Origin of the sequence: Polyangium fumosum, from assembly GCF_005144585.1 — a bacterium.
GTDB classification, from domain to species: Bacteria; Myxococcota_A; Polyangia; order Polyangiales; family Polyangiaceae; genus Polyangium; species Polyangium fumosum.
The window spans coordinates 39039-61837 of sequence record NZ_SSMQ01000064.1 but is presented as its reverse complement, the minus strand read 5'-3'; the positions used below and the strand labels follow the sequence as shown (position 1 = coordinate 61837).

Below are 22799 nucleotides of genomic sequence, written 5' to 3'. Positions count from 1 at the left end.
GCCAGCAGGATGCGCGGGGCCTCGTCGGCGAATCGCAGCCGGGAGAGGCGAGCTTTGTCCGATCCGAAGAAACTTCCTGCCGAGCGCGACCCAGCGGAGCCGCCGCTCGACCTCGCGTTGCCGATCGTGATGCGCGCGTCGACTGCAACCGCGGTGACCTCGACGGTTGCCCTCGGGCGTACCAATACCTTCTGCATGATCGTGGAATCCTTGCTCCCCTGGCCAATGATGAGGCTGACCAGCACGGGTGAGGTCCAGGCGAGCGCGTCCTTGCGCGAGCTCCTGGAGATGGAGTCACCGACCCCGGAACGGCTGTCGGAGCGCTTCGAGATATCCCGGCTCGGAACCCAGGCGGTCCTCGCCGAGAAAGAGTTGCCGTGGCGTCGCGCCCTCCACGGCGAGTCCTTCTGCGACGAGGAAGTCTGGTACGATCGACAAACCGCTCGCCGCCTCCTGCTCCTGGTGCGCTGCCGCGCGTCGGCCGGCGAGGCGCTGCTCGCGTTCGAAAACGTCGCCGACGAGCCCTTCGCGGTCCGGCTCGCCGACCTCGTGGCCAGCATCGGCGCCGCGCTTCTCAGCGCGGACGAGCCCTCGACCCTGGCCCATGGGCTGCTCGACGAGGTAGCTGCCGCCGTTCGCGCCGACGCCGCGTTTCTCATCGCCACCGGGGGCGGTGAACGTCTCAGGCTGGTCGCCTCGGTCGGGGTTCCCGAGGCATTCGCGCAAGATTTGAATATGAATTTGGCGAGCACGGTCGCGGCGCTGGCAGCCGAGACCGGGGACATCCAGGAGATCGCTCGCATCGAGGAGCTGCCGGAGGGCGCCTTCCGTGGCACCCTGCGCCTGCTCGAGCTGGGGCTCCACGCAGTGGTGGCGTTCCCCCTGAGCGTAGGGGGCGAGCTTGTCGGGGTGCTAGGGCTCGCGCGGCGGCAGCCGGGGAAGCTCAGTTCGCTCGAGCGCCGCCTGCTCCGGGGCGTGGCGGGCGCCTGTGCTCTCGGGCTGCGGCAAGCCCGGCAGCGCGACGCCGAGCGCCGCGAGGCCCGAAGGCTGCGCTTGCTCCGCGACATGGCCATGACCATCGAGGCCGCCATGCCCCTGCGCGAACTGCTGTGCCGCCTGGTGGAGCAGGCCTGCGAGCTGACCCGCGCCCGTTATGGCGCCCTGGGGGTGCTCGACGCCGAGGGCACCGGCCTTTCCGACTTCGTCTACGTGGGCGTCTCCGAAAAGGTCGCCCGTGACATCGGCCACTTACCACAGGGCCGAGGGCTCTTGGGCGCGCTCATCCAAGACCCGCAGCCCAGCCGGGTCGCGGACATCCACGCCGATCCGCGATCGGTCGGCTTCCCCGCGCACCACCCCGCGATGACGTCCTTCCTGGGCGTCCCGCTGCTCATCGGGCAGAAGGTATTCGGGAATTTCTACCTTTGTGACAAGGATGGTGGCGCCGAGTTCACGGAGGAGGACGAGCGTCTGGTCCGGCTCTTCGCCACGCAATCAGCGCTGGCCATCGCCTACGCCCAGCAAGTCGAGAGCACGCAGGAGGCCCACCGCGAGATGGACCGCCTGCGAGACGAGTTCGCAGCCGTCATCGCTCACGATCTCCGCAACCCCGTCGCGGCCATGATGTTGCTTTTAAAGAAGCTGCTCGCAAAACCCGATGGTGATTCGGTCGTGGTGCCGGTGCCGCAACTCCAACGTTTGCTCCAAATCGGCTGCCGGATCTCGCGCATGACGCAGGACCTGCTCGATGCGTCTCGCATCGAGGTCGGGCGGCTATCGCTCGATCGAAAGCCCGTGTCGCTGGAGGAGGAGACGCGCTCGTTGCTCGCTGAAATCGAGCCGACCCTCGGGCAGCACCCGGTGACCCTCGATGTGGAGGGTTGTGTGCCCGAGGTCTTCGTCGATCCGGCCCGGCTGGCGCAGATCCTCACGAACCTGCTCGACAACGCCGCCAAGTACTCCGACGCCGGCTCGCCGATCCGGGTGACCCTCCGTGCGGAGGCGGGAGGCGCGGCGCTGACGGTCGAGGACCGCGGCCCGGGCATCTCGGCGGCGGATCTTGGCAGGCTGTTCGATCGCTTCTTTCAGGCCGCGCGGGCGCGTGAGAAGAACACGGGGCTGGGCCTCGGCCTCTACATCGCCAAGGGGCTGATGGAGGCGCACGGCGGCACCATTGCCGTGGAGAGCACGCCGGGCCAGGGCTCGACCTTCCGGCTATGGTTTCCGGCGGAGCAATCTGCGCTGGCGGCATAGAAAGGTGTCCCGAGTCGCGGGCGCTTTGCCCTCGCCTCCGCACCCTCGCGGCAGCCACTCCGGCTCGTGCTGGCACGCTCCGGGCGGCCTTGGCCATGAAGGGCCCGCGTGACGTGTCTCGGCATCGAAAGCTCATCAGCCTTCAAACAGGCTGTACAGCTCCTCCTCCTGAGCGAAGTGCAGCGTGAGGATGGCGTGGAGGCCGTAGAGCACGCGGCGCAGGTCTCGGAGATCCTCCAGCCTGGGGCCCTCCGCAGGAAGCTGAGCGACCAGACGACCGAAGAGCCGCGTGAGCCGCCGGATCTCGTGATGCGTCTGGATCAACGGGCCGGTCGGGTCCTCCTCCTTCAGCAGTTTGCCGAGGAGTGGATAGGCCGTCTGCTGCTCCTCTCGCTCGTGGGGCAGCAGCTCCTTCTCGAACATGTCACGAATCCGCTCGAGCTGTGCACGCGCCTCCCGCGCTGGCAGCGAGTCGAGGCGCGCGGCCAGCGCGGCGAGATCGCCGACGTGTGGACGCAGCGAGCGGTGCGCCGAGGCAAGCCCCTGCGCGAGGCCCTTGACGTCACCGCGCCTTGACATGATGAGCGGGCCACCGTCGCCAAGCGCGCGAAGCGCATTCAAAATCACCAGGACGTCGATGCCCTCCTGGAGTACGGCTCCGGCGACCGGCGTGATGCATCCCGCGGCGGCGAACACCATCGCGACGAGCGAGAGCCCCATCCCTACGAAGACGCTTTCCAGCGCGATGCGCCGAGTACGCTGCGCGATCCGCGTCGTGAGGAGAAGCCCTTCGAGCCGGTCCGCTGTGAGGACGACGTCCGCTGCTTCGGAGGCGGCCGTGGCGCCGCGCGCTCCCATCGCCACTCCAATGTCGGCGAGCGCGAGCGCCGGGGCGTCGTTGATGCCGTCGCCGACCATCACCGTGAGGCCCTCGGCACGTACCAGCTTGATAACCTCGACCTTCTCCTCCGGCGCTCGCTCCGCAAAGACGCGGTCCACGCCGAGGGCGTCGCCGACGAGCTCCGCGACGTCGGGATGATCCCCCGTCACCATGTGAATGCGCCGAATGCCAGCGGCGCGAAGCGCGCGGAGGACACGCGGCGCTTCCGGCCGGATCGGGTCCTGGAGGAGCAGCACGCCTGCGAGCGAGCCGTCGATCGAAACGTATACGCTCGACGAGCCCTCAACCGCGGTACGCAGTTCGATCGACCGAAGCTCCGGCGTGCGCGGTGCACTCGGAGCCACGAAACCGAGCTGTCCCACGGCCACGCGTCGGCCGTCCACGTTTCCTCCGATTCCCGTGCCCATCTGCTCGCGCACGTCGACGGGGAAGCTCAGCTCGACGCTCCGGCTCCGCGCCTCCGCAAGAATCGCGGGCGCGTATGGATGGACCGAGACCTGCTCGATGGACGCGGCGTACCTGACGACATCATCGGAGGAGATGGCTCCGAAGGTTTCCACCGCCACGACCTGCGGACGCGCCGAGGTCACGGTCCCGGTCTTGTCCAGCAGCAGCACCGTGGCACGTGCGAGCGTCTCGAGCGGACCGCCGCCTTTGACGATGATGCCGTGCCTCGCCGCGCGCGACACGCCGGCGATGATGGCTGCCGGCGCGGCCAGGATGAGTGGGCACGGCGTTGCGACAACGAGCACGGTGAGTGCGCGGGTCGGGCTTTCCCCGGCGATCCACGCGAGCGCCGCGAGCGTAACGGTAAGACCCAGGAAGGCGAGCGCGTATCGATCCGCGAGTCGCACGAACGGCGCCTTTGATGCCTCCGCTGCCCTGACCAGGCGAATGATGCCGGCATAGGTACTTTGGGCCGTGGGCGCAGTTACGCGCAGCTCGAACGGGCTGCCCGCGTTCGTGCCGCCGCTGCGTACAGGGGACCCGGTGTCGATCTGCACGGGTTTGGATTCACCGGTCAGCGCCGACTCGTCGAGAATCGCGGTTCCCAAGCTGACGATGCCGTCCGCCGGAACAACCTCACCCGGCTTGACGACGAGGACGTCGCCGAGCACGACATCGTCGATGTCGACATCGACGATGTCGACACCCGCTCGGCGATGTGCTGTATGCGGAGCGCGCTCGAGCAGGGCGCTCAGCTCGCGTCGTGCTCGGGCGACAGCAAACCGCTCGAGTGCAGCGCCGCCTGTGAGCATGACCGCGATGATGGCGCCCGCGAGGTATTCGCCGAGGACGAGTGCGCCTGCCATCGCCAAGACGGCGATGAGATCGACTCCCGTTTCTCCTCGGAGCAATCCCCTCACGACAGAGGAAAACGTCCAGATGAGAACGATACCGGTGACACCAGCCCATACCCACCGGTCCGCATCGCCGACCCTTGCGAGATGCAGAATGCTACCTGCAGCCAAGCCAACGAGGGCGAGCCCGAGGAGAGCCAACTGCCACTGCGAGTGGACGTGCTTGCGCACGTGATCACCGCCCGCGCATGGCTTGCATGGCTTCCCTCCCTAGGTCCTGCCGCTGTTCATCCTGGCGCATATCGTATATGCACTTACTGGACCAAGGCGAGCCATGGGCGAGCGTCTGCGGAACGCAGTGAAGTTCTTGCAATTGCCGCAGCCGGCCTCTTCGGCGCGGGGACAGCAGGAGCTCGCTCGAGGGCTGACGGCGACAATCATAACGGGACCTCGCGCTCGACGCCATTGGCCTACGAGCAGCGCCGTGCTTTCGATACACGCCGCACGACGCGCGATCCCCATCGCGTCCACAGGCACTCGGCCGCGACATGATGAATGGTGCCGAGGGCCGCGAGGACCAGGCCTGGGTAGCTGATCGTGATGCACTTGCCCCCGCCGATTGGGGCATTCACGTCGAGCGTTCGAGGAAGGACACCGCTTTCGATTTCGCCTCCGCGTCCGTGGAGCACCAGGTAGGCCGTCAAGGCCCACTGGAGAATGGAGAGCAAGATGCCGATCCCGATCAGCACGCTGCCCATCCAGGCGAGGGCCCCCGCTCGAGCACACCGTGTCGTCATCGTCCTCCCTCCTGCCACACGAAATGAGAATCCGCGGCAATGATACGGGGGCATGAGCCACCACGCGCCCGACACGCCGTCCGGGCGATCTCATGTCGTTGCGCGCGTTCAACGTCAAGCGAGCACTCGGCTAGAAAAATGTCATTTAAGTGAGCACTGCCATCCGCACGCATGCCAAGGCCTGCAAAATATCTCAGTGAAGCCCTCTACGCGTGCCTGCGCTGGTATACCAAACACTTGCGTTCGTTCGAGCAATGCTTGGTCATTCGGATTCGGAAGGCGATCCTACCCCGTCCTGGGACTGAGCATAGACGGCTCGATTGTATCCGGCATAGCTGCTGCCTCCCGTCCAGCTAGATGTGGAGAGGAGACAGGTAATCATGACATGTGGCAAGGGTCGCACCCCACACGTTCACAAACCGTTCAATGCCTCATCACGAGTAGCGCCATCCAGGCCTGATACGGTTCCAAAGTTCGTAGACCCTGTTCCGATTCCCGAGACGCTCCAGCCGGTCGGCCACCAGAAGGGAGTACCCCTCTTTCAGATCACCATGCGGCAGGTCGAGCAGCAACTCCACCGCGACTTCCCCCCGACCACGGTCTGGGGGTACGAAGGGCAGTATCCCGGCCCCACCATCGAGGCCCGCGTTCGCCAACCCATCCTGGTACGGTATCTGAGTGAGCTGCCAATCACCCACCTCTTGCCCATAGACACATCCGTCCACGGGGCCGCCACTTACCTGCCGCAAGTACGGACGGTCGTCCATCTCCATGACGGCGAGCTACCAGCGGAGGCCGACGGCCATCCCGAGGCATGGTTCACCCCCCGCCTGACGACCCACGGCCCTATGTTCACGACCAACCTCTTCCGGTACCCCAACCGACAGCGGCCCACGACACTTTGGTACCACGACCACGCGATGGGAATCACGCGACTGAACATATACGCCGGACTGGCTGGCTTTTACCTCTTGCGGGATGAAAACGATGCGCGGCTGGACCTTCCTTCCGGCCCCTTCGAGCTACCACTGCTGATCCAGGACCGTTCGTTCAACAGAGACGGCTCGCTCCAATATCCAGCGACGATCCCGCCTGAGTTCTTCGGCAACACCAATCTGGTGAACGGCAAGGTCTGGCCATTCCTCGAGGTGGAGCCGCGGCGGTATCGCTTCCGCTTGCTGAACGGCGCGAACGCACGCTTCTACAACCTCATGCTGAAGCCAGCGATCAGCATGATCCAGATCGGGGGCGACGGCGGTTACCTGAAGCGAGCGGTTGCCGTAAAGGAAATCCTGCTGGCGCCTGCCGAGCGTGCCGATGTCATCATCGACTTCACGGGGCTCGAGGGGGCCACTGTCACCATGACCAACGACGCCCCCACTCCCTTTCCAACAGGGACCCCTCCTGCTCGACACACCCGCGTCGTGATGCAGTTCCGGGTGACCCTCCCGCGGTCCGGTCGGGATCGGAGTCGGATCCCGCGGGATCTTCCGGCGGGCCCTTTTCCGCGGCTCAGGGATGTCGTGCGGTCTCGAGATCTCATTCTGGACCAGCAAAAGGATCACATGGGCCGGCAGATGTCACTGCTTGGCATCCGAGACATGCACGGGCGCCCGCTGCCGCTTCATTGGGGTGACGCCACCACCGAAAAGCCGCGGTTGGGAACGGTCGAGATCTGGCGGTTGATCAACACGACCGTGGACACCCACCCGATTCACCTTCACCTCGTTCGATTCCTCATCCTCGACCGCCAGCCCTTCGACGTCGAGCGATTCCGGTCGGCAGGTGAGCTGGTCTTTACCGGACCGGCCGTCCCGGCGGCCGAGAACGAGCGCGGCATGAAGGATACCGTTCGGGCCAATCCAGGCGAGGTTACCCGCTTCGCTGTCCGATTCGGCCGCTACACCGGGGAATTCGTGTGGCACTGCCACATTCTCGAGCATGAAGACATGGAGATGATGCGCCGCATGGAGGTGATCGCGGAGGACTCGAACCGTCGACGATGATGCTTGCTGTTCAGTCGATTTCGTTAACCCGTTTTTCGGAACAGCCCCCCAATCCGGCGGCGCGCCCGATGCCGCCAGGCTGCGGCGCCGACGCGTGTCTCGGAGCGAGCAGGAGCCCCTGCTCGACCTCCTCCACGGTTCCTTCGGCTGGATGCTCATGCCGCTTGCGTGATCCACGACGAACTTCGGGGATGATGCTCGAGGCTCTATCGACCGAGTCAATCCCGAGCTCGACGACACGCGCGATCACGTCATCGCCACGCTCCACCACCTCACACGACGATAGGCCTTTGGCGCAGGCCGCCCACGAAGGACGGCCCGCCCCCCCTTCACGCCCAACCCTTCCCGCGGCGCACGAGCGTGGCGACGACGTGATCCATGCGGTCGAGCGTCTGCGGTTCAATGCCGACGACGCAACGCGGGAGATGGAGCCGGCCGTCCTACGGGACGCACGTCGTGAGCAACACGCTCACGGAGTTGCCGCTCGCGTTCGCTGTCGCGAGGTCGGGCATGCTGTCGCCGTTCAGATCGGACGCCACGAGGCTGTAGGAGAGAGCGCCCGTGGGGTAGTTGACCCTGGCGGCGAAGGTGCCGTCGCCGTTGTTGAGAAACAGGCCCACGGTGGAGGTGGAAACGCTCGAGACGGCGAGATCGAGCTTGTTGTCGCCATTGAAATCCCGCGCCACGACGCCGGCCGGTCCTGCACCCGCGGGATAGTCGACCTTGGCGGCGAAGGTGCCGTCGCCGTTGTTGAGAAGCACGCTCACCGTGTTCGCGCTCGCGTTTGTAACAGCGAGGTCGGGCATGCCGTCGCCGTTCAGGTCCAGCGCTGCGACCGAGAAGGCCGTTGCGCCCGTGGGGTAGTTGACCTTGGCGCCGAAGGTACCGTTCCCCGTGTTGAGCAGGACATTGACGCCCGCGTCAGCCTGGGTCGGGATGGCGAGGTCGGGCATGCCGTCGCCATTCAGGTCCATCGCCACGACAACGCCGGGGCCCCCGCCCACGGGGAAGTCGGTCTTGGCGGCGAAGGTGCCGTCGCCATTGCCAAGGAACACGCTCGCGCTGGTCGCGCCGAAGTTCGCGGTGGCGAGGTCGGTCTTGCCGTCGCCATTCAGATCGAGCGCCGCGATCGATCGGGGAGACGTGCCAGCGGGCAAGGTCGACCCGGTGAACTGGTTCGTCCCGGTGCAGGCCGGGTAGACGCACGCTCCATTGACGCAGCTCGTGCCCGTGCCGCAGACGAGCGGAGGGCCCGCGGTGCAAACAGCGTTCTGGCAGGTGTCGCCCGTGGTGCAGCCGTCGCCGTCGCTGCACGCGAAGCCGTCGGCCTGCACGGGGTTCGAGCACATCCCCGTGCTCGTGTCGCAGGTGCCGGCCGCATGGCATTGATCGAGCGCGGTGCACACCATCGGGGCTCCGCTCGTGCAGGCGCCGGCCTGGCAGGTATCCGCCACGGTGCACGCGTTGCCGTCGTCGCAGCCCGTGTTGTCGGCCTTGTTCGGGTAGCTCGGCACGCCGGCCGTGCAGACTTCGTCGGTGCAGGCGTTGTTATCGTCGGGCGGGAGATCGGTGTCGGTGGGGGTGGCGATGATGTTGCCACTGCCATCACACACCGCTGTCACGCAGTCGCCCGCGGTCTGCGCTGCCACCGGGGTGTTCGCCGCGGTGAACGCCGCACCACACATGCCTGCGGTGCACGTGCGCACCTTGCATTCGTCGTCCGTGCCGGGACAATCGGCCGCGGTGTTGCAGCCGATGCAGGCGCCGTTCGCGTCGCACACGAGGCCAGCACCACAAGTTGTGCCCTGGGCCTTGTTCGGGTTGGAGGGGACGCCGGCCGTGCATACGTCGTCGGTGCAGGGCTTGCTGTCGTCGGGCAGATCGGTGTCGTCGTTCTGGGAGATGGTGGCGCCGTTGCCGTCGCACACGGCTTTCTTGCAGTCCCCTGCAGTCTGCGCGGGCAGCGCGGTGTCGGCCGGGGCGAAGTCGAGGCCGCACTTCCCCTGCGCGCAGGTGCGGGTCTGGCAGGCGTCGTCCATGCCGGGACAGTCGGCCGGGACCATGCATTCCACGCTGCCGCCGCCGATGCCGCCGCTGCCGCCGGTGCCGCTGCTGCTGGAGGACGAGGCGCTCGTCGCTCCGCCGGCGCCACCCGAGTTCTCGATTTGGCTCCGATCGACCGCGGCGATGAGCTCACAACCGAGTGAATTGGCGAGAAAACCGAAGCACACCAGAGCAAGCGGGAAGCTCGATTCATACGGATTCCTTGATCATGTTGAAGATGGCGAAGCTCGACGCGTAGACGCGGCCGGCGACCTTATCAATGGCAAGCATCCTCGGGGCGAAGCAGGCCCCCTGCCCCGCCGGAGTCAGCCACCTTGACCTTCCCCGATCCCTCCGGCTTTCCTTCGAGCCGCACCTTTCTGAAAAGGATCCCCTCGATGGCAACCACCCCCGCATGGAAGCTCCGCCGCCTCGCGACCTGCGCCAAGCGCGAAGCCGGCACCGTCGTTTCGAGCAGAATGGAACGCCCGCGCCTGGGGCGCGGAACGAGCCGTTCGTGAGCGAGCCGATGAGAGGACCGATGGATACAACCGACGAGACGCCACGCACGCCGCTCGCGTGCGTCGACGGCGAACCCTTCGTGTATGCGGACGTTTCGCCCATCCCCGGCCGCTCGCCGCGCCTCGATCTCCCGCTTCCTAGAGCGCCGACCCGTTCGGCGCTCTGCGAGATCGCGAAGCGAGCTCGCCTCGGGGGGTGAATCGACCGGGCTTTGCCCGGGCGAGAGGGGGACGCGAGGCGTCCCCCTCGGGACAAAAGAGCTAGAACATCGAGCGGTTGTCAAACCGATCGATGTTCTAGCGTGGGCCCCGCGCTCGATCACGACTCGTCGCAGCACGCGCCGCAGAGGCTCATCGCGTATCGTCTGCGTCAGGGGGACATGGCGGTCCTCGATGACGTGACGCGCGCCCTCTCGCGTGCGCCTGCAGCGGAAGGCAGCAATGCCGGCACGGCCTACGGGTATCGCGTGTGCGCTTCGCTTTGCGACGATTCGATCGGGCCGAAGGTCGTCTCTTGGCTAGAGAGCTGCTTTGCCGACGAATCCATTTCCCGCGCGGCGCGCGCGGCGCTGGCGCGCACGATCGCCTTTCATCCGCGATGCGCTTCGCCCACGCTCGATGCACTCTTCGCGTCGGACGTCGTCGACGACGAAGCACGAGAGACGTATGCTGCGCTGCGCAGGGCGAGGCAAGGCGCACGCTCTGAGCCCTCCGAGCCGGAGCCCGACGAGGCGCGGCGCGCGCTGCTCGCGAATCCGTTCCTCGCGGTGCGTGAGCTGAGGGATGGCGCGCGTGAGGTGCTCGCGGCTCACCCCGAGCGTCGCGGGGACGTGCTCGCCGCTCTCACGGTCGTGGTCACGGACGAGACCGAGCAATACGACGTCCGCTTTCACGCGCTCGAGCAGCTCGCGGAGCTCGATCGCGCGTACGCGGTCTCCATCGCCGAGATGGTGGAGGACCCCGGGATGGCCCCGCGGGTCGCGCCGCTCGTGAAGTTTCCGGAGCCCGGCGCGCTTGCGCGCTACGCGCACGACGTCGGGCTTCTCCCCGAGCTCACCGACGGGGGGCTTCGTGCGCTCACGATCGAAAATGTCCTCGGGTCGCGTACGGCCCTCTTCGCGAAGGAGACCGACGCGTACCCGAATCACTACGACGACGTGCTCGCTCGCCTGGCGCGGCTCGTATCGCCGGTGCTCGACGACGTCCTCTTCGAGGAGGTGCCGCACCATGAGTTCTTCGATGACGACGAGGACGAGGACGAGGACGAGGACGAGGACGCGTATCGGCCGGTGAACGACCCCGATCAATTGCGCGACGCGTACAGGCTGCGCGCGTTCTTGCCGGATTGCACCTACGAGATCGTCGCCGGCGACACCACGGATTGGATCACGGTGGAGCCGGCGCTGGCGCTCCTGAACACGCTGTGCGAGGCGCGCGGGTCGGACCTCCGCTTCGTCGAGCTTCCGACCGGCTCGCAAGACGGGTGCGTGCTCGCGGCGCCAGCGCGGGCCATTCAAACCGCCGTCGACGAAGGCGTCCTCGTCGTGATATGGCCGAACTGAGAGGTGAAACGGTGACGAAGAACGTGACGGGATGCTCGTGCAAAGCCTTTGCCGACGCACGCAACTACAGATTCGTGCGCGAAGATGCACAGGGCTTCTGGCTCGCCGATCTCGAGCAGGGCTCGTCCGGCATGGGGGGGTATCAGCGGACATATGGCCCCGCGATCGCTTTCTGCCCGTTCTGCGGCACGAAGCTCGTGACGGCGCCGCGCGGCTAAATCCGGCCTGCGGCGTCAGGCGAGCGTGACCAGCTTCCTGGAGACGTGAGCGTTCGCGCCTCAGCCGTCGCCGCGGAGGCGTTCGAGGATCACCTCCGCCCGCGCGAGCGCATCGCCATAGGCGTTCGGCGGAAGAGCGCCGTCGATCTTCCAACGCGGTCCGCGGCCGCGGGCGCGGTCGACCTGCTTCTTCACGCCACGACCGCCGACCGAGGCCGCGTCGCACATCGCATTCCAGTGCTGAAGGCTCTCGGCCATGAAGAAGAAGCCTTCTTCGTGCGAATAGTAGAGGACGACGGCGTCGTCGTCCGGAGCCTCGAAGAAGACGAGCACGCCGACGTAGTCGCCATCCGCTCCGGCGATGGGGAAAAACGGCGCGTCGAATCGGGAGCCGACGAGCTCGTCCCAGTCGGGATCGGCGCCCAGCCAATCGAAGTTCGACATGTCGAGCGACGTGTTGCCCTTGGGCGTCAGCGCTTTCCCGTATTCGACGAAGAAGTCCTCGACACGTTCGCCCTGGGGGTTTTGCAGCGCGGCCGCGAGGGACGGAGAGACCGCGGCGACCGCGGCGAGCGGTCGTGGCAGGACGCTCAATGCATCGCGCTTCGCGGATTCGCGCGCCTCGTTGGCCGCGCGTTCCTGGCGCACGAGCTCGGGCTCGGGGATGTCGATCAGGTACTGGAGTCGGTGGTAGAGCCGTGCCTGCTCTTCCGCATCGCCGATCTCGCCGAAGTGATCGAACCATTCGCGAAGCACGTCGAGCGCCTCCTCGACGAGCGCGCTCGGATCTTCGAACGCGTCGGGCGTCGTCTTCATGCCGAACAAGATCGTCCGGTCCCCTTGGAAGAAGCTACGTAACGCGAGCAAGTCATCAACAGCAGTCATTGTCCGCGACGGCGGGCGAGCCTCTTCGATCATCCGCATCGCCCAGCTCTGCATTTTCTCTTTTGAGATGGCCACGCGGAGCATGTACCACCGCAACGGAAATCCTGCACTCGCGAGGGTCGAAATTCGGAGGGCGAACCCATGCCGCAGAAGCCACGCCCACGGCTTGCGTCGCGCTTTCGCCGGAATGGCGCCATCCATATTGAAAAAGATCACCAAAGCAAGCGTGGGGGGCGCGGGGCTCTGGACAGCGGCCGCCCCCCTTGTCACCGTAGGCGCCCTCGCTCCCGCCTCGATCACACGCGGCGACCGAGCCAGAGACTTCATGAGCCGAGCCCAAAAGAGCCTCGAAGCGTCCATCCTCCCCGCGCTGGTCCTCTGCGCAGCGGCCTGCCGGGAGCCCCCCCGCGACGGTCCGCCCGCGCTTGCCGCTGTCAGCGCGACCCCGGCTGTTTCACCAAGCCCGGCGACGCTCTTCTCCGGCAAGCTCGCCGCCGATGAGCCTTCTTCCAGCGGACGGGCCGATCTCGACGGCGACGGCGCCGAGGACTGCTGGGAAGCGCAGGATCAAGGTGGCAGCGGCTCCGGGGGCGTTGTCCTGAAGATCGAGTCTCCCTGCGGTGGACCGGCGTCCACGATCGACACGAGCTCGTCGTTCGGCCATTTCCTGGCGTTGACGGCGCTGCCGCCGGCGATCGGCGCTCGCCCCCGCCTGGTCGAGGGGGTCATTGACCTGCTTTACGGTCGCGCGCATCTGCGGCAGCTCGGCGCTTCGGGCGGCGGGACGATCGACGGCTCTTTCCATCGACTGCTCGACCACCACCTCCACGTGCCCGGTCCGGCCCGCCCGCCCTTCGCCCAGACCGGCAAGTACACGCCGGTCTGGTCTCCCGGCCCTCCGGCGTTGCCCCCGAGCCAGGTGGTCGTGCTCTCGGATCCCGCGTATCGCTCCCTCGCATCCTCCTTGAAGCCGACCGAGGACCTCCCGCAGGCCGCGCCTTATGCGCTGCTCGCATACCATGCCCATAACCATCATGGGTTGAAGCAGGTCGCGCAGTGCGGCCCGCGCGAGGTGTACACGACCGATCATGGGGTGATCGTCCACGACACGGACAGAGGCGCTTCGAGCTGGGTTTTTGTCTCGACGGGCGTGACCAAGCTCCGGCAACCCAGCCTCGGCCGGGTCGCCTGCGCGGGCGACCTGGTCGCGGCCGACCGCCACGTCGGCGACGGCGTATGGGAGCTCCTCGTCGCGGAGCCCCGGACAGGCCGCTATGGGCGAATCCCGCGGGAGGGGCCCTGGTCGCTCGACGAACGGGCGCTCACGGTCGGAGAGGAGACACACACGATCGAGGACACGGCGCGGGCGCTCTCTCGTCCGTGACGATTGGAAGATCTCGGTCTGGAGCCTACAGCTTCGTGCAGGTTCCCCAAGAATCGCAATTGGCCTTGATGGGGTAGGCTTCGCCGATGCACGAGTCCGTCTCGTTCGTGCCCTTCGGCCGGCAGGTCAATCCGCCCGCCTCATTTGTGTAGCAGCAGGAGGTAAAGGGGAGCGGCTGAGCATTCAATGGCACCACAGCGAACCCAATGGCGCCAAGCGCGAGCGTTGCGAGGACGATTCTGCGAGCGTGAGCGTAGATGGACATGGCGTAACCTCCGGGGCAGCAAAGCGTTGTTTCTTGGTGAGGCGAACCTCGCCGCCGCGCTGCCTTTCTCGTGATGAAGCACGCCCCGTGCCGCACCCGCCGAAGGAGCGCTCTGGCGATTTTGCCGAGGCGACGAAAACGCCCGCCCCATGATGTGTACGTGTTTCCGACGCCTGTCATGCGGGCGTGACAGAGGTCCGTCATGCGGGTGTGACAGTGTCCCGCGGGCGTCACACTCGAATGCCCGGCCCCCAGCCGTTGCCGACAAGCGCGGCGAGCACGTCGACAACGACCCCGACCGTTGCCGGCAACCACGGCGAGCATGTCGACAAAGCCCCCAGCCGTTGCCGGCAAGCGCGGCGAGCATCTCGACAAAGACCCCAGCCGTTGCCGGCAAGCGCGGCGAGCATCTCGACAAAGACCCCAGCCGATGCCGGCAACCACGGCGACCCTGTCGACAAAGCCCCCAGCCGTTGCCAGCAAGCCCGGCGACCCTGCCGACAAAGACCCCAGCCGATGCCGGCAAGCCCGGCGACCCTGTCGACAAAGCCCCCAGCCGTTGCCGGCAAGCTCAGCGAGCATGTCGACGAAGTCCCCGACCGTCGCCGGCAACCACGGCGACCCTGTCGACAAAGCCCCCAGCCGTTGCCGACAAGCGCGGCGAGCATGCCGACGGAGCCCCCAGCCGTTGCCGACGAGCCCGGCGGGCATGGGAAGGCACGCGTGATCCCCGCGCCCCACCCCCGCCCCCCGCGGCGTCACTCGATGCGCTCGCCGCCCTTCTTCACGTCGTCCTTCGTGAACCGGCGTGATCCCAGCGTGATCGTCTTCGGCACGGACTCCCCCTTCAAGATCCGCAGCGCCGTGTCCACCGCCTCGCGCCCGCCCGTCGGATACTGGAACGTCGCGTCCAGGATCCCCTGCTCCACGTAGCTCACGCCCTCGTGGGGCAACGCGTCGATCCCCACGAACTTCATCTCCTTCTCGCGGCCCGCCGCCCGCGCCGCGAGGTAGGCGCCGTGCGCGCCCGGATCGTTGTGCGCGTAGACGAGGTCGATCTTCGGCAGCCGCGCGAGCGCCGAATCCATCTCCTTGCGCGCCTCGGGTTCGAGCCATTTCATGTCGGCCTCGAACGCGATCTCGATCTCGGACCCCGCGAGCGCCTCGCGGAACCCCGCGCTCCGGTCCTGCCCCGGCGTCGACGTCATGAGCCCCTTCAGCTCGACGACCTTGCCCTTGCCGCCGAGCACCTTTTTGGTCCATTCGCCCGCCGCGCGGCCAATCTTCTTGTTGTCCGCGCCGATGAACGTCGTGTACCGCTCCCCGAGCACGGCCCGATCGAGCACGAGGACAGGCAGGCCCGCATCAAACGCTTTGCCGATCGGCTCGGTGAGCGGCTGGGCCTCCTTGGGGCTCACGAAGAGCACGTCGACCTTCGCCGCGACGAGCTCTTCCACGTGCGCCCGCTGCTTGAGCGTGTCGTTTTGCGCGTCCTTGAAGACGACCTCGATGCCGGGGTGCTCCTTGGCCGCGGCCGCGATGTCGGCGTTCATCTGCACGCGCCAGGGCTCGCCGAGGTTGCATTGCGACATCCCGATCACGAACCGGGCCTTTTTGGGTCCCTTCGGCTCGCGCTCGCAGCCCGCGGCGAGGACGAGGGGCGTGAGGAGAACCGCGCGACGTGAAAAGAAAGGCCCATCCAACGACATTTCCTTGTGACCTCCGGGCGGCCCTCCGCGCGCCCCTCAAGCGTTTTTCTGGGCCACCGCCGCGACGATCACGATGGCGCCCGTGAGCATGAGCCGGCTCGCCTCCGGCACGGCATTGATGCTGAGGATCTTGTCGAGGTACCCGATGGTGAGCACGCCGAGCAGCGTGAGCCCCATCCCCCCGCGGCCGCCTTTGAGGCTCGTGCCGCCGATGACGACCATCGCGATGGCCGTGAGCTCGTAGGTGACGCCGGCCTCGGGGTCGCCCTGCTGCTCCTGCGCGGCCTGGCAAATGCCCGCGGCGGCCGCGCAGACGCCGGAGATCACGTAGGCGAGGATCTTCGTGGCGCGCACGGGGACCCCGGACAAACGCGCGGCCTCCTCGTTTCCCCCGACCGCATAAAGATACCGGCCGAGCCGGTGGCGGGCGCATACGACGCCCACGATCGCGGCCATGGCGAGGAAGACGAGCGTGACGGCGGCGACGTTGCCGCCGAAGACCTGGGCGTCGAGCGCGCGAAAGAGCGGCGGGACCTCGACATAACGGAGGACGCCGTCCGGCCCGGGGACGGCCGTCGCGACTTTCGTGCCTCCGCTCGTCGTTTTTGCGAGGCCCCGGGCGAAGACCATCATCGCGAGCGTCGCGACGAAAGGCTGCACGCGGGCAAACGCAACGACCGAGCCCGAAGCCGCCCCACACGCGGCGCCCATTCCGAGGACGAGGAGCACCGAGAGCCAGGCCGGCTCGCCCGCGTGAATGCTGAGTTTCGCGGCGACGACGGCCGAGAGGCCGAGGACGCTGCCGACGGAGAGATCGATCCCGCCCGCGAGGATCACGGGGAGCAGGCCACAAGCGAGGATCCCGACGACGGAGGCCTGCCGGAGCGCGCCCTGGTGCGTGCCGAGGCGAAAGAAGGCGCCTTCGGCGGGGAAGATCACGCCGAGGGCGAGGACGAGCGCGAGGGAAACCAGGGCACGCGCGAGCGGGGCGTGGTGCCACGCGGCGGGTTTTCCAGGGGAACGCGGGGCGGGCGTTTCGAGGTGTTGGGGGGTTTCGCTCATGCGCGGGCCTCATCGTGGCCCATGGCGAGGGCGAGCAGCGCGGCCGGGGTCGCTTCGGCGCGCGCGACGTCGGCCGCGATCCGGCCACGTCGGAGCACGAGGACGTGGTCCGCGAGCGCGGCGATCTCCCGCGCATCCGAGCCCGCCACGAGGACGGCCGCGCCCGCGGCGGCGAGGGCGCGGATCTTCGCGTGGATCTCGGCCTTGGCGCCGATGTCGACGCCCCGTGTGGGTTCGTCGCAAAGAAGGACGCGGGGCGCCTCGAGCAGCCATTTCCCGAGGACGACCTTTTGCTGGTTGCCGCCCGAGAGCGTGGCGGCGTCCATGGCGAGGGCCTCGGGCCGGAGGCCAACGTCCGCCGCCATGGCGAGGGCCGCGCGGCGCTCGCGCGCAGGGCGCAACCATCCGAGCGGCGAGAGCGCCGGGAGCACGACGAGGGTCCCATTGTGCTCGGCCGTCATGCCAGGCACGAGGCCCATGGTGGTCCGGTCCGCGGGGACGAACGCGACGCCGAGCGCCCTCGCCTCGCGTGGCGAGCCGATTCGAACGGGCACGGACGAGATTCGCACGGCTCTGGCCCGCGCGCGCGCGCCGAGCGCCCCGGAGAGCCCGAGCAAGAGCTCACTCGCGCCCGCGCCCGAGAGGCCGAAGAGCCCGACGATCTCGCCCGCGGACACCACGAACGAAGCCCGATCGACGAGGCGCCGTTCGCCGTCGGCCGAATCGACGGAAAAATCCTCGACCGCGAGGCGCTCGTCCCGCGCCGAGGGCGAGACCGGCAAAACGTCGGCCGGCGCATGCCGCGGGCCGAGCATCCACGTGACGACCTGATCGAGCGGAATCTCGCCCACGCGCGCAGAGCCAACGACGCGGCCGTCGCGCAGGACCGTGAGGCGATCGGCGATCCGCTCGATCTCCTCCATGCGGTGCGAGACATACACGAGGGCGACGCCGCGCGCCCGGAGGCCGGCAATGAGCTCAAAGAGGCGGTCGATCGCAGGCCCCGCAAGCGCGCTCGTGGGCTCGTCCATGATGAGCACACGCGCGCCGCGGCCGAGGGCCCGCGCGATTTCGACGAGCTGTCGCTCGGGGAGCGAGAGGCGCTCGACGAGCAGGTCGGGATCGAGATCAAGGCCGACCTCGGCGAGGATCCGCGCGGCGCGGGCCCGCTCTTGCCGGCGATCGATGAAGCCAAACCAACCAAGAGGTCGCTCGACGAAGAGGTTCTCCGCAATCGAGAGCGCCGGCAGGAGCGAGAGCTCCTGATGAATGACAGCGATCCCGAGCGCGCCCGCATGCGCCGGGGAGCGAGGACGGACCGGCCTGCCATCAAGGAGAATCGAGCCGCCGTGATCCGTGTGCACGCCGGCGAGGATCTTGAGCAGGGTGCTCTTGCCCGCGCCATTCTCCCCGAGGAGCGCGTGGACCTCGCCGGCATGGAGGTCGAGCGAGACCCCGTCAAGGACGGTCGCCCGGCCAAACCGCTTGGAGATGTGCTCCATGCGGACGACCGGAGCGGACGCACGATCGGGCTCAGCCATACGGGCGTGGGAAGGGTAGTGCGAGGTGGAGCGGTACGGAAGGGGCGAAGGTCACGGCCGCGCGAGCGATGCTGCAATGCCCGGGACGGTGTTCCTCGGTGACGTAGCGCCGGGGTTTCACCCCGGACTTCGACCAGGGGGGCTTGGGAGAGGACGAAGGGGCCGGCACGGCGACGTCGAGCCGGGCCTCCAGCATCGCGGACTGCCCCACAAAACGCCAGGATCCCGCCTTGACTGGCTCCCGAGCTCTGCTTGCCCCATCCGCACCGAGCGGCCGTACGGGTTCCGGTCAAACAACGGTTGGCGGGCTGGTATTGGTGCATTGGTGCCCCCAATGAGGCACCTTGGATACATGCCCCACTACCGGCAGGCGCGGCGGCTACCGCACCTTGGGAGCCCTGCCCGGCGGCCTCCGCATGGATACTCGATGCACAGGCAATCCCGTCGGCGGAGGGCTCTGCTCGTTCGCAAGTTGCTCGACCTGATCATGAAGCGAGGTCAAAAGGTCTCGCTGGGTAACATTCCCAGGCGATTTGTTGAACAGCTCGATGAACGCTTTTTCTACCTCGTGATCCGTCGGGTGGAGTTCTCCCAGTTGCGCGTCTCTGGAGATCATTGCAGTTTTCTTGTACGCGGTGGCGAGCTCCACAGCGGCATGTGGATCCTGTACAGGCAGCAACTCGGCGACGCGCCCGCGCCAACGGCTTGCAAGCGATGGATAGGACGTGGCGATCACCTCGAACGCGGCAGGTGCTCCGGCGACGATAACGTAGAGTACTTGCCAATTGAACGTATTCAAGAGGCCTTTGAGCGTCTGCACGTAATCGGTGCGCTCCGACGTCCTGAGGAGTTGAATGTCTTCGAATTCGTCGAGCAGCAGGATGATCCGGTCGAGCTGCCCGTCCGCCTGAAGCATATCGACAAGGCCGCGCAAATAGGGGAGCGCCACCGCAGGGGGCAACTTCTCCCGTGCGATGATGGCATATCGATCGCGCTCGCTCTTGTACGTTTGATGCCCACTGATCCAACGGATGAGGAACTGGGCGTGAATCTCGGCGGCAAGATCTGGATAGAGCTCGTTGCGGCGAAGTACGCCCTGCCAAAATCTGCCGAAATCGGTATTCTGGTATGTCGCCGGGAAGTCGCGCCGCTCTTCGAGCAGACGCGCGATTCGGGCCGGGCCGATGGCGTTGAGTATTTCTTCGGCGATTCGCGAAGGCGTGAGCGACCTGCTTGGCACCAAATGGTATGCCGTACGTTCGATGGCCCCCGTCGCCTCGAACTCCCTGAGCACGTGCTCTAGGTGATGCAAGAAATTGCTTTTTCCGAGCCCTTGTCCCCCAGACAACGCCCAGACAGCACCCTGCGATCTGCCTTTGAGAAACGAGGCCAGATCCTTCTGAAGCGCATCGAGCTCCGGGCGCTCCACGAAAACGTCAGGCCGCACTTCACCCTGCCGGGGAAACGGATTCGTCGTATACCCCAGACGTTCGTACGGATTGTCGTCTCCCCCTCGACCCATGAGGTCTTTGATGAGGCTCATGCTCCCTCCTGTTTCGTACGAGGGCTGTCGGCGGGCTCAACCACGACGCATGGAACTCCGGGTAGAAGAAAGTCACCACGTCCGAGATCGACTTCTCGAACCGCCACGTAAGGGTCTTCCCGCATGGGCTCGAGTACCCGAATCTTCACGCCGACTTCCTCAGGCGATGAGCCGGTGAATCGAAGGCGCCCCGCACCTCGTAGACGATTGAGCGCAGCACGAAAGACCGGCAGTGACATAGGCTTCTCCGGCAGAAAGGACGTAAACAGGCGCGCCGCGAGGACCGAACGAAGCCCCGAGGATGACGCTGCCTCGGACGTTTCGATTCCTCGAAGGATGGCTTGCTCTGCGTCCTCATCTGTCCATGACGCCCCCGTCCAATTCTTTGCGCTGAGCCGAATGGCACGGCCGAACGCAGCAGCGAGGTTCATCTGAGCGCTCAAGGTGCGGTCGGAATCTCCGGTCAGCTTTGCGAGCCTCGTATCCGTAATTCCGGGCTGCGTCTCCACCACTCTCAAGGTAGCACGCACCGGAGCGAGTCGATCGAGATCTGCCCCTGCATCCAACATCCAATCGACCCAGCCCTGAACGTTCTTGGGGTCCAAGCGCTGCCAACGGGAAGCGAGAGCCCGGCCGCGTTCCGTTAAAGCCTTCTCTCCTTCTTGAGCCGCCAACCAGCCAAGCGCCTCCAGGTAGGCGTCCGTCACCTGTCCTTCTTCAGCTTTCCATCCTTTGCTTGCCACCGATTCCGCGCCCGCCAGCCATAAAAGGACTCTTTCGAGGAGCCTCAACGCAGATGGCGATTTTTTCGGCACCGTTGCGACGGTACCACCTTTGGCAAGTGAATGTTCCTCCGTACGTTCAGTTCTTACAGAGTCAGCGCTGAAGATACTTGGCTCCCAGATCTCATTCGTGCTCTGGTTGCTCCACCGGACCTTGAACCCTTGCTCGCCCATGGCGGCCAATACGCGCTCGCGCCTCTCTTCGGGCACACGGCCCACGAGGAGATTTCCCTCGTTCTCTCGCTGAAGTGTCAGGACGGAGCACGACCACACGAGTTCGTCGATGAAATCACGAAGAGGAACGTGCTTCAGCTCCAACGTGCGTGGATCGATATACGGAGACGTCAGAAAGCGCGGCCGAATCGTGTTGGTTAGCCAGCCAAATCCTACCGTCAAGCCTTCTATCTTCGCCTGTTCTGCGAGAAGAGCGTCATCCGTGAGAAGCACGAGCTGGACGCCCGGAAGATTGATCCGCTGCTGAAACGCAGCTTCCAGAATGAGACGATCCCGTAAAAGGTTACTCCCTACGGTATCCCCATCTCCTCCCCCATCGTCCTCGTCCGCGGTATCTCGGCTACCGCCGAAATACCGTACCATGGCAGCTTGCGGCCGTGCCACATGCACGACGTGGCCAGCCTTGCGCAGTCTCTCGAGCGTTCGCCCGCCGGTTGCAAGAAACCGGGAACGGTCCGCGGCCCTTGACCAGTGCTCGTTAATGGATGGCTCATTCGCCGATGCTTCGGGTATCGCCGAGGTGCCTTCTGCTTGTTGCTTCTTCCCGCTTCCGGAGGGAGTCCATGCCCTCTCCCTCTGCCGTTGCATCTCCATCATCGCGACATCTGCGATGGCCACATGGGTCGCTCGACCCTCACGCACACGAAGCGCTTGGGCCAGCGTGCCATGATACAGCGTATTCGTATCAGCGACAATGCAAAGAGGGTTATCTCTACGAAGAATTTCTTCGAAAGATTGAGTAAAGCGCACGGGTAGTAGCCCCAAGCGGCTCGCCACCTCGATAAAAAATCGTTCGCGGTGATTACCGTCCCGATCCGCCGCAATGGACAATACCCACTGCCCATTTGCCACGTCCTGATCGCCCGCCCGCGATGGGAAGACACGAAGAGTACCGAGTTCGAGCCAGTCCTCCCTCGCCCCTCGCTTCACCCGGGAGCCAATGCGGAACGTGCCCCTCAATGCGTCAATCGGACCCTCTGAATCGCCTTGCATCGTTCAAAGTCCCCCGATCTCCAGATCGCCACCAATGCCGAGATCACGCAGATCCCTAGCCAGGACGAGAAAGAGCAGCGCAGGATCGATGTCCACCGCCACCTCATTCTCGTTCCATAGCCAACGCATCAAATCCAACCTTTCCATTCGAGGAAGCTGCCCCTCAAGTTCTTCCGCGGCACGAGACAAGCCTTCGATGGCAAGCCGTTCCCCTTGCCATTCCTTGGCCTGAACATGCGTTTTGACCCACTCGGGCACGGGCACGGGCATCTCCGAATCCAGTCCGCGTAGAAGCCGAGAACGAGACTGGCCGGAGGGCTCGATGAGGGATAGACGAAGAGGAGAAGAGGCCATAGCGATGCTGAACGAGCGCTCTAGTCCAAGCGTGCCGGTAAGTCTACTGCCTTCCCACGACCAGGGAAGCCGGAAAGCCCGCCGCGGGAACTCCCAACGGGTGCGGCTTCCTGCGCCTGGTCGGCGGGGGCAAGGGCGAAGGTCACGCGCGGCATGATGTCCCATCTCCCCAGGCCCGCGACGCCCGCTCCCGCGGAGGCCGCGTACGCCGGACCCCTGGCCGACGAGCGCGGGCAGTTCTCCCTCTTTCCAGACAACGAGCCCGGAGATAGTGGCCGGGCGAATGTCCCGCCACTTTCGCCTTGTGGCCGGATCTAGCCACTACCGGACCCGGGGTCGATGAACTGCGCACCGCGCAGTTCTTCCACTTTCGGTCCAGGCCGTGCCTGGTCCGGGGTCGAGGAGGCGGACAGCCCCCCGCGGGGACCGGGGCAGCGCCCCGGCG

At 66.2% G+C, this 22799-nt stretch carries 17 protein-coding genes; 6 read left to right on the top strand and 11 right to left on the bottom strand.

The window, feature by feature from the left end:
* The first annotated feature begins 54 nt into the window (after positions 1-54).
* Positions 55-2253: a sensor histidine kinase gene (locus tag E8A74_RS40320; RefSeq protein WP_170229736.1), complete on the top strand. Its 2199-nt coding sequence runs from the start codon at positions 55-57 to the stop codon at positions 2251-2253.
* A 135-nt stretch (positions 2254-2388) separates the two neighbouring features.
* Here E8A74_RS40320 and E8A74_RS40315 read toward each other — a convergent pair whose 3' ends face one another.
* Together E8A74_RS40315 and E8A74_RS40310 are read right to left on the bottom strand one after the other, a co-directional pair.
* Positions 2389-4686, bottom strand: a complete 2298-nt coding sequence (locus tag E8A74_RS40315; protein WP_232379962.1) for a heavy metal translocating P-type ATPase — start codon at positions 4684-4686, stop codon at positions 2389-2391.
* A gap of 239 nt (positions 4687-4925) precedes the next feature.
* Complete coding sequence (locus tag E8A74_RS40310; RefSeq protein ID WP_136934439.1) at positions 4926-5252, bottom strand: hypothetical protein; 327 nt, start codon at positions 5250-5252, stop codon at positions 4926-4928.
* Positions 5253-5803: 551 nt separating this feature from the next.
* On the opposite strand from E8A74_RS40310, the gene E8A74_RS40305 reads away from it, so the two are divergent.
* Positions 5804-7258, top strand: coding sequence for a multicopper oxidase family protein (locus tag E8A74_RS40305; protein ID WP_232379961.1), 1455 nt, complete (start codon positions 5804-5806; stop codon positions 7256-7258).
* 10 nt (positions 7259-7268) lie between these two features.
* On the opposite strand, the gene E8A74_RS53280 is transcribed toward E8A74_RS40305, so the two are convergent.
* Together E8A74_RS53280 and E8A74_RS40300 are read right to left on the bottom strand one after the other, a co-directional pair.
* Positions 7269-7529 carry a hypothetical protein gene (locus E8A74_RS53280; RefSeq protein ID WP_170229735.1) on the bottom strand — a complete coding sequence of 87 codons (261 nt, stop codon included), beginning with the start codon at positions 7527-7529 and terminating at the stop codon, positions 7269-7271.
* Positions 7530-7698: 169 nt separating this feature from the next.
* On the bottom strand, positions 7699-9489 hold the full coding sequence (locus E8A74_RS40300) for an FG-GAP repeat domain-containing protein (RefSeq protein ID WP_232379960.1): 1791 nt from the start codon (positions 9487-9489) through the stop codon (positions 7699-7701).
* A 353-nt stretch (positions 9490-9842) separates the two neighbouring features.
* Here E8A74_RS40300 and E8A74_RS53275 point away from each other — a divergent pair, with 353 nt between their 5' ends.
* The 3 genes from E8A74_RS53275 (at position 9843) to E8A74_RS40290 (ending at position 11602) form a co-directional block, all read left to right on the top strand.
* Positions 9843-10022 carry a hypothetical protein gene (locus tag E8A74_RS53275; RefSeq protein WP_170229734.1) on the top strand — a complete coding sequence of 60 codons (180 nt, stop codon included), beginning with the start codon at positions 9843-9845 and terminating at the stop codon, positions 10020-10022.
* A gap of 102 nt (positions 10023-10124) precedes the next feature.
* A complete protein-coding gene (locus E8A74_RS40295) occupies positions 10125-11384 on the top strand; it encodes a hypothetical protein (RefSeq protein WP_136934437.1) in 1260 nt (419 codons plus the stop codon).
* Positions 11385-11395: 11 nt separating this feature from the next.
* Positions 11396-11602, top strand: a complete 207-nt coding sequence (locus E8A74_RS40290; protein WP_136934436.1) for a hypothetical protein — start codon at positions 11396-11398, stop codon at positions 11600-11602.
* 60 nt (positions 11603-11662) lie between these two features.
* On the opposite strand, the gene E8A74_RS40285 is transcribed toward E8A74_RS40290, so the two are convergent.
* Positions 11663-12418: a hypothetical protein gene (locus tag E8A74_RS40285; protein ID WP_136934435.1), complete on the bottom strand. Its 756-nt coding sequence runs from the start codon at positions 12416-12418 to the stop codon at positions 11663-11665.
* A 394-nt stretch (positions 12419-12812) separates the two neighbouring features.
* Between E8A74_RS40285 and E8A74_RS40280 the strand changes: the two genes are divergently transcribed.
* Entirely contained in the window at positions 12813-13871 is a 1059-nt protein-coding gene (locus E8A74_RS40280) for a hypothetical protein (RefSeq protein ID WP_136934434.1), read from the top strand.
* A 1023-nt stretch (positions 13872-14894) separates the two neighbouring features.
* Here E8A74_RS40280 and E8A74_RS40275 read toward each other — a convergent pair.
* From E8A74_RS40275 to E8A74_RS40250, 6 genes are all read right to left on the bottom strand, one after another.
* Complete coding sequence (locus tag E8A74_RS40275; RefSeq protein WP_211365565.1) at positions 14895-15839, bottom strand: substrate-binding domain-containing protein; 945 nt, start codon at positions 15837-15839, stop codon at positions 14895-14897.
* Between the two features lie 42 nt (positions 15840-15881).
* Positions 15882-16907 carry an ABC transporter permease gene (locus tag E8A74_RS40270; protein WP_136934432.1) on the bottom strand — a complete coding sequence of 342 codons (1026 nt, stop codon included), beginning with the start codon at positions 16905-16907 and terminating at the stop codon, positions 15882-15884.
* On the bottom strand, positions 16904-18409 hold the full coding sequence (locus tag E8A74_RS40265; protein ID WP_170229733.1) for a sugar ABC transporter ATP-binding protein: 1506 nt from the start codon (positions 18407-18409) through the stop codon (positions 16904-16906). The genes E8A74_RS40270 and E8A74_RS40265 overlap by 4 nt, the downstream gene beginning before the upstream one ends.
* Positions 18410-18827: 418 nt before the next feature.
* Positions 18828-19991: a BREX system ATP-binding domain-containing protein gene (locus tag E8A74_RS40260; protein ID WP_136934430.1), complete on the bottom strand. Its 1164-nt coding sequence runs from the start codon at positions 19989-19991 to the stop codon at positions 18828-18830.
* Positions 19988-22000: a PIN domain-containing protein gene (locus E8A74_RS40255; RefSeq protein WP_136934429.1), complete on the bottom strand. Its 2013-nt coding sequence runs from the start codon at positions 21998-22000 to the stop codon at positions 19988-19990. The genes E8A74_RS40260 and E8A74_RS40255 overlap by 4 nt, the downstream gene beginning before the upstream one ends.
* 3 nt (positions 22001-22003) lie before the next feature.
* Positions 22004-22264, bottom strand: a complete 261-nt coding sequence (locus tag E8A74_RS40250; protein ID WP_136934428.1) for a hypothetical protein — start codon at positions 22262-22264, stop codon at positions 22004-22006.
* Between the last annotated feature and the right edge of the window lie 535 nt (positions 22265-22799).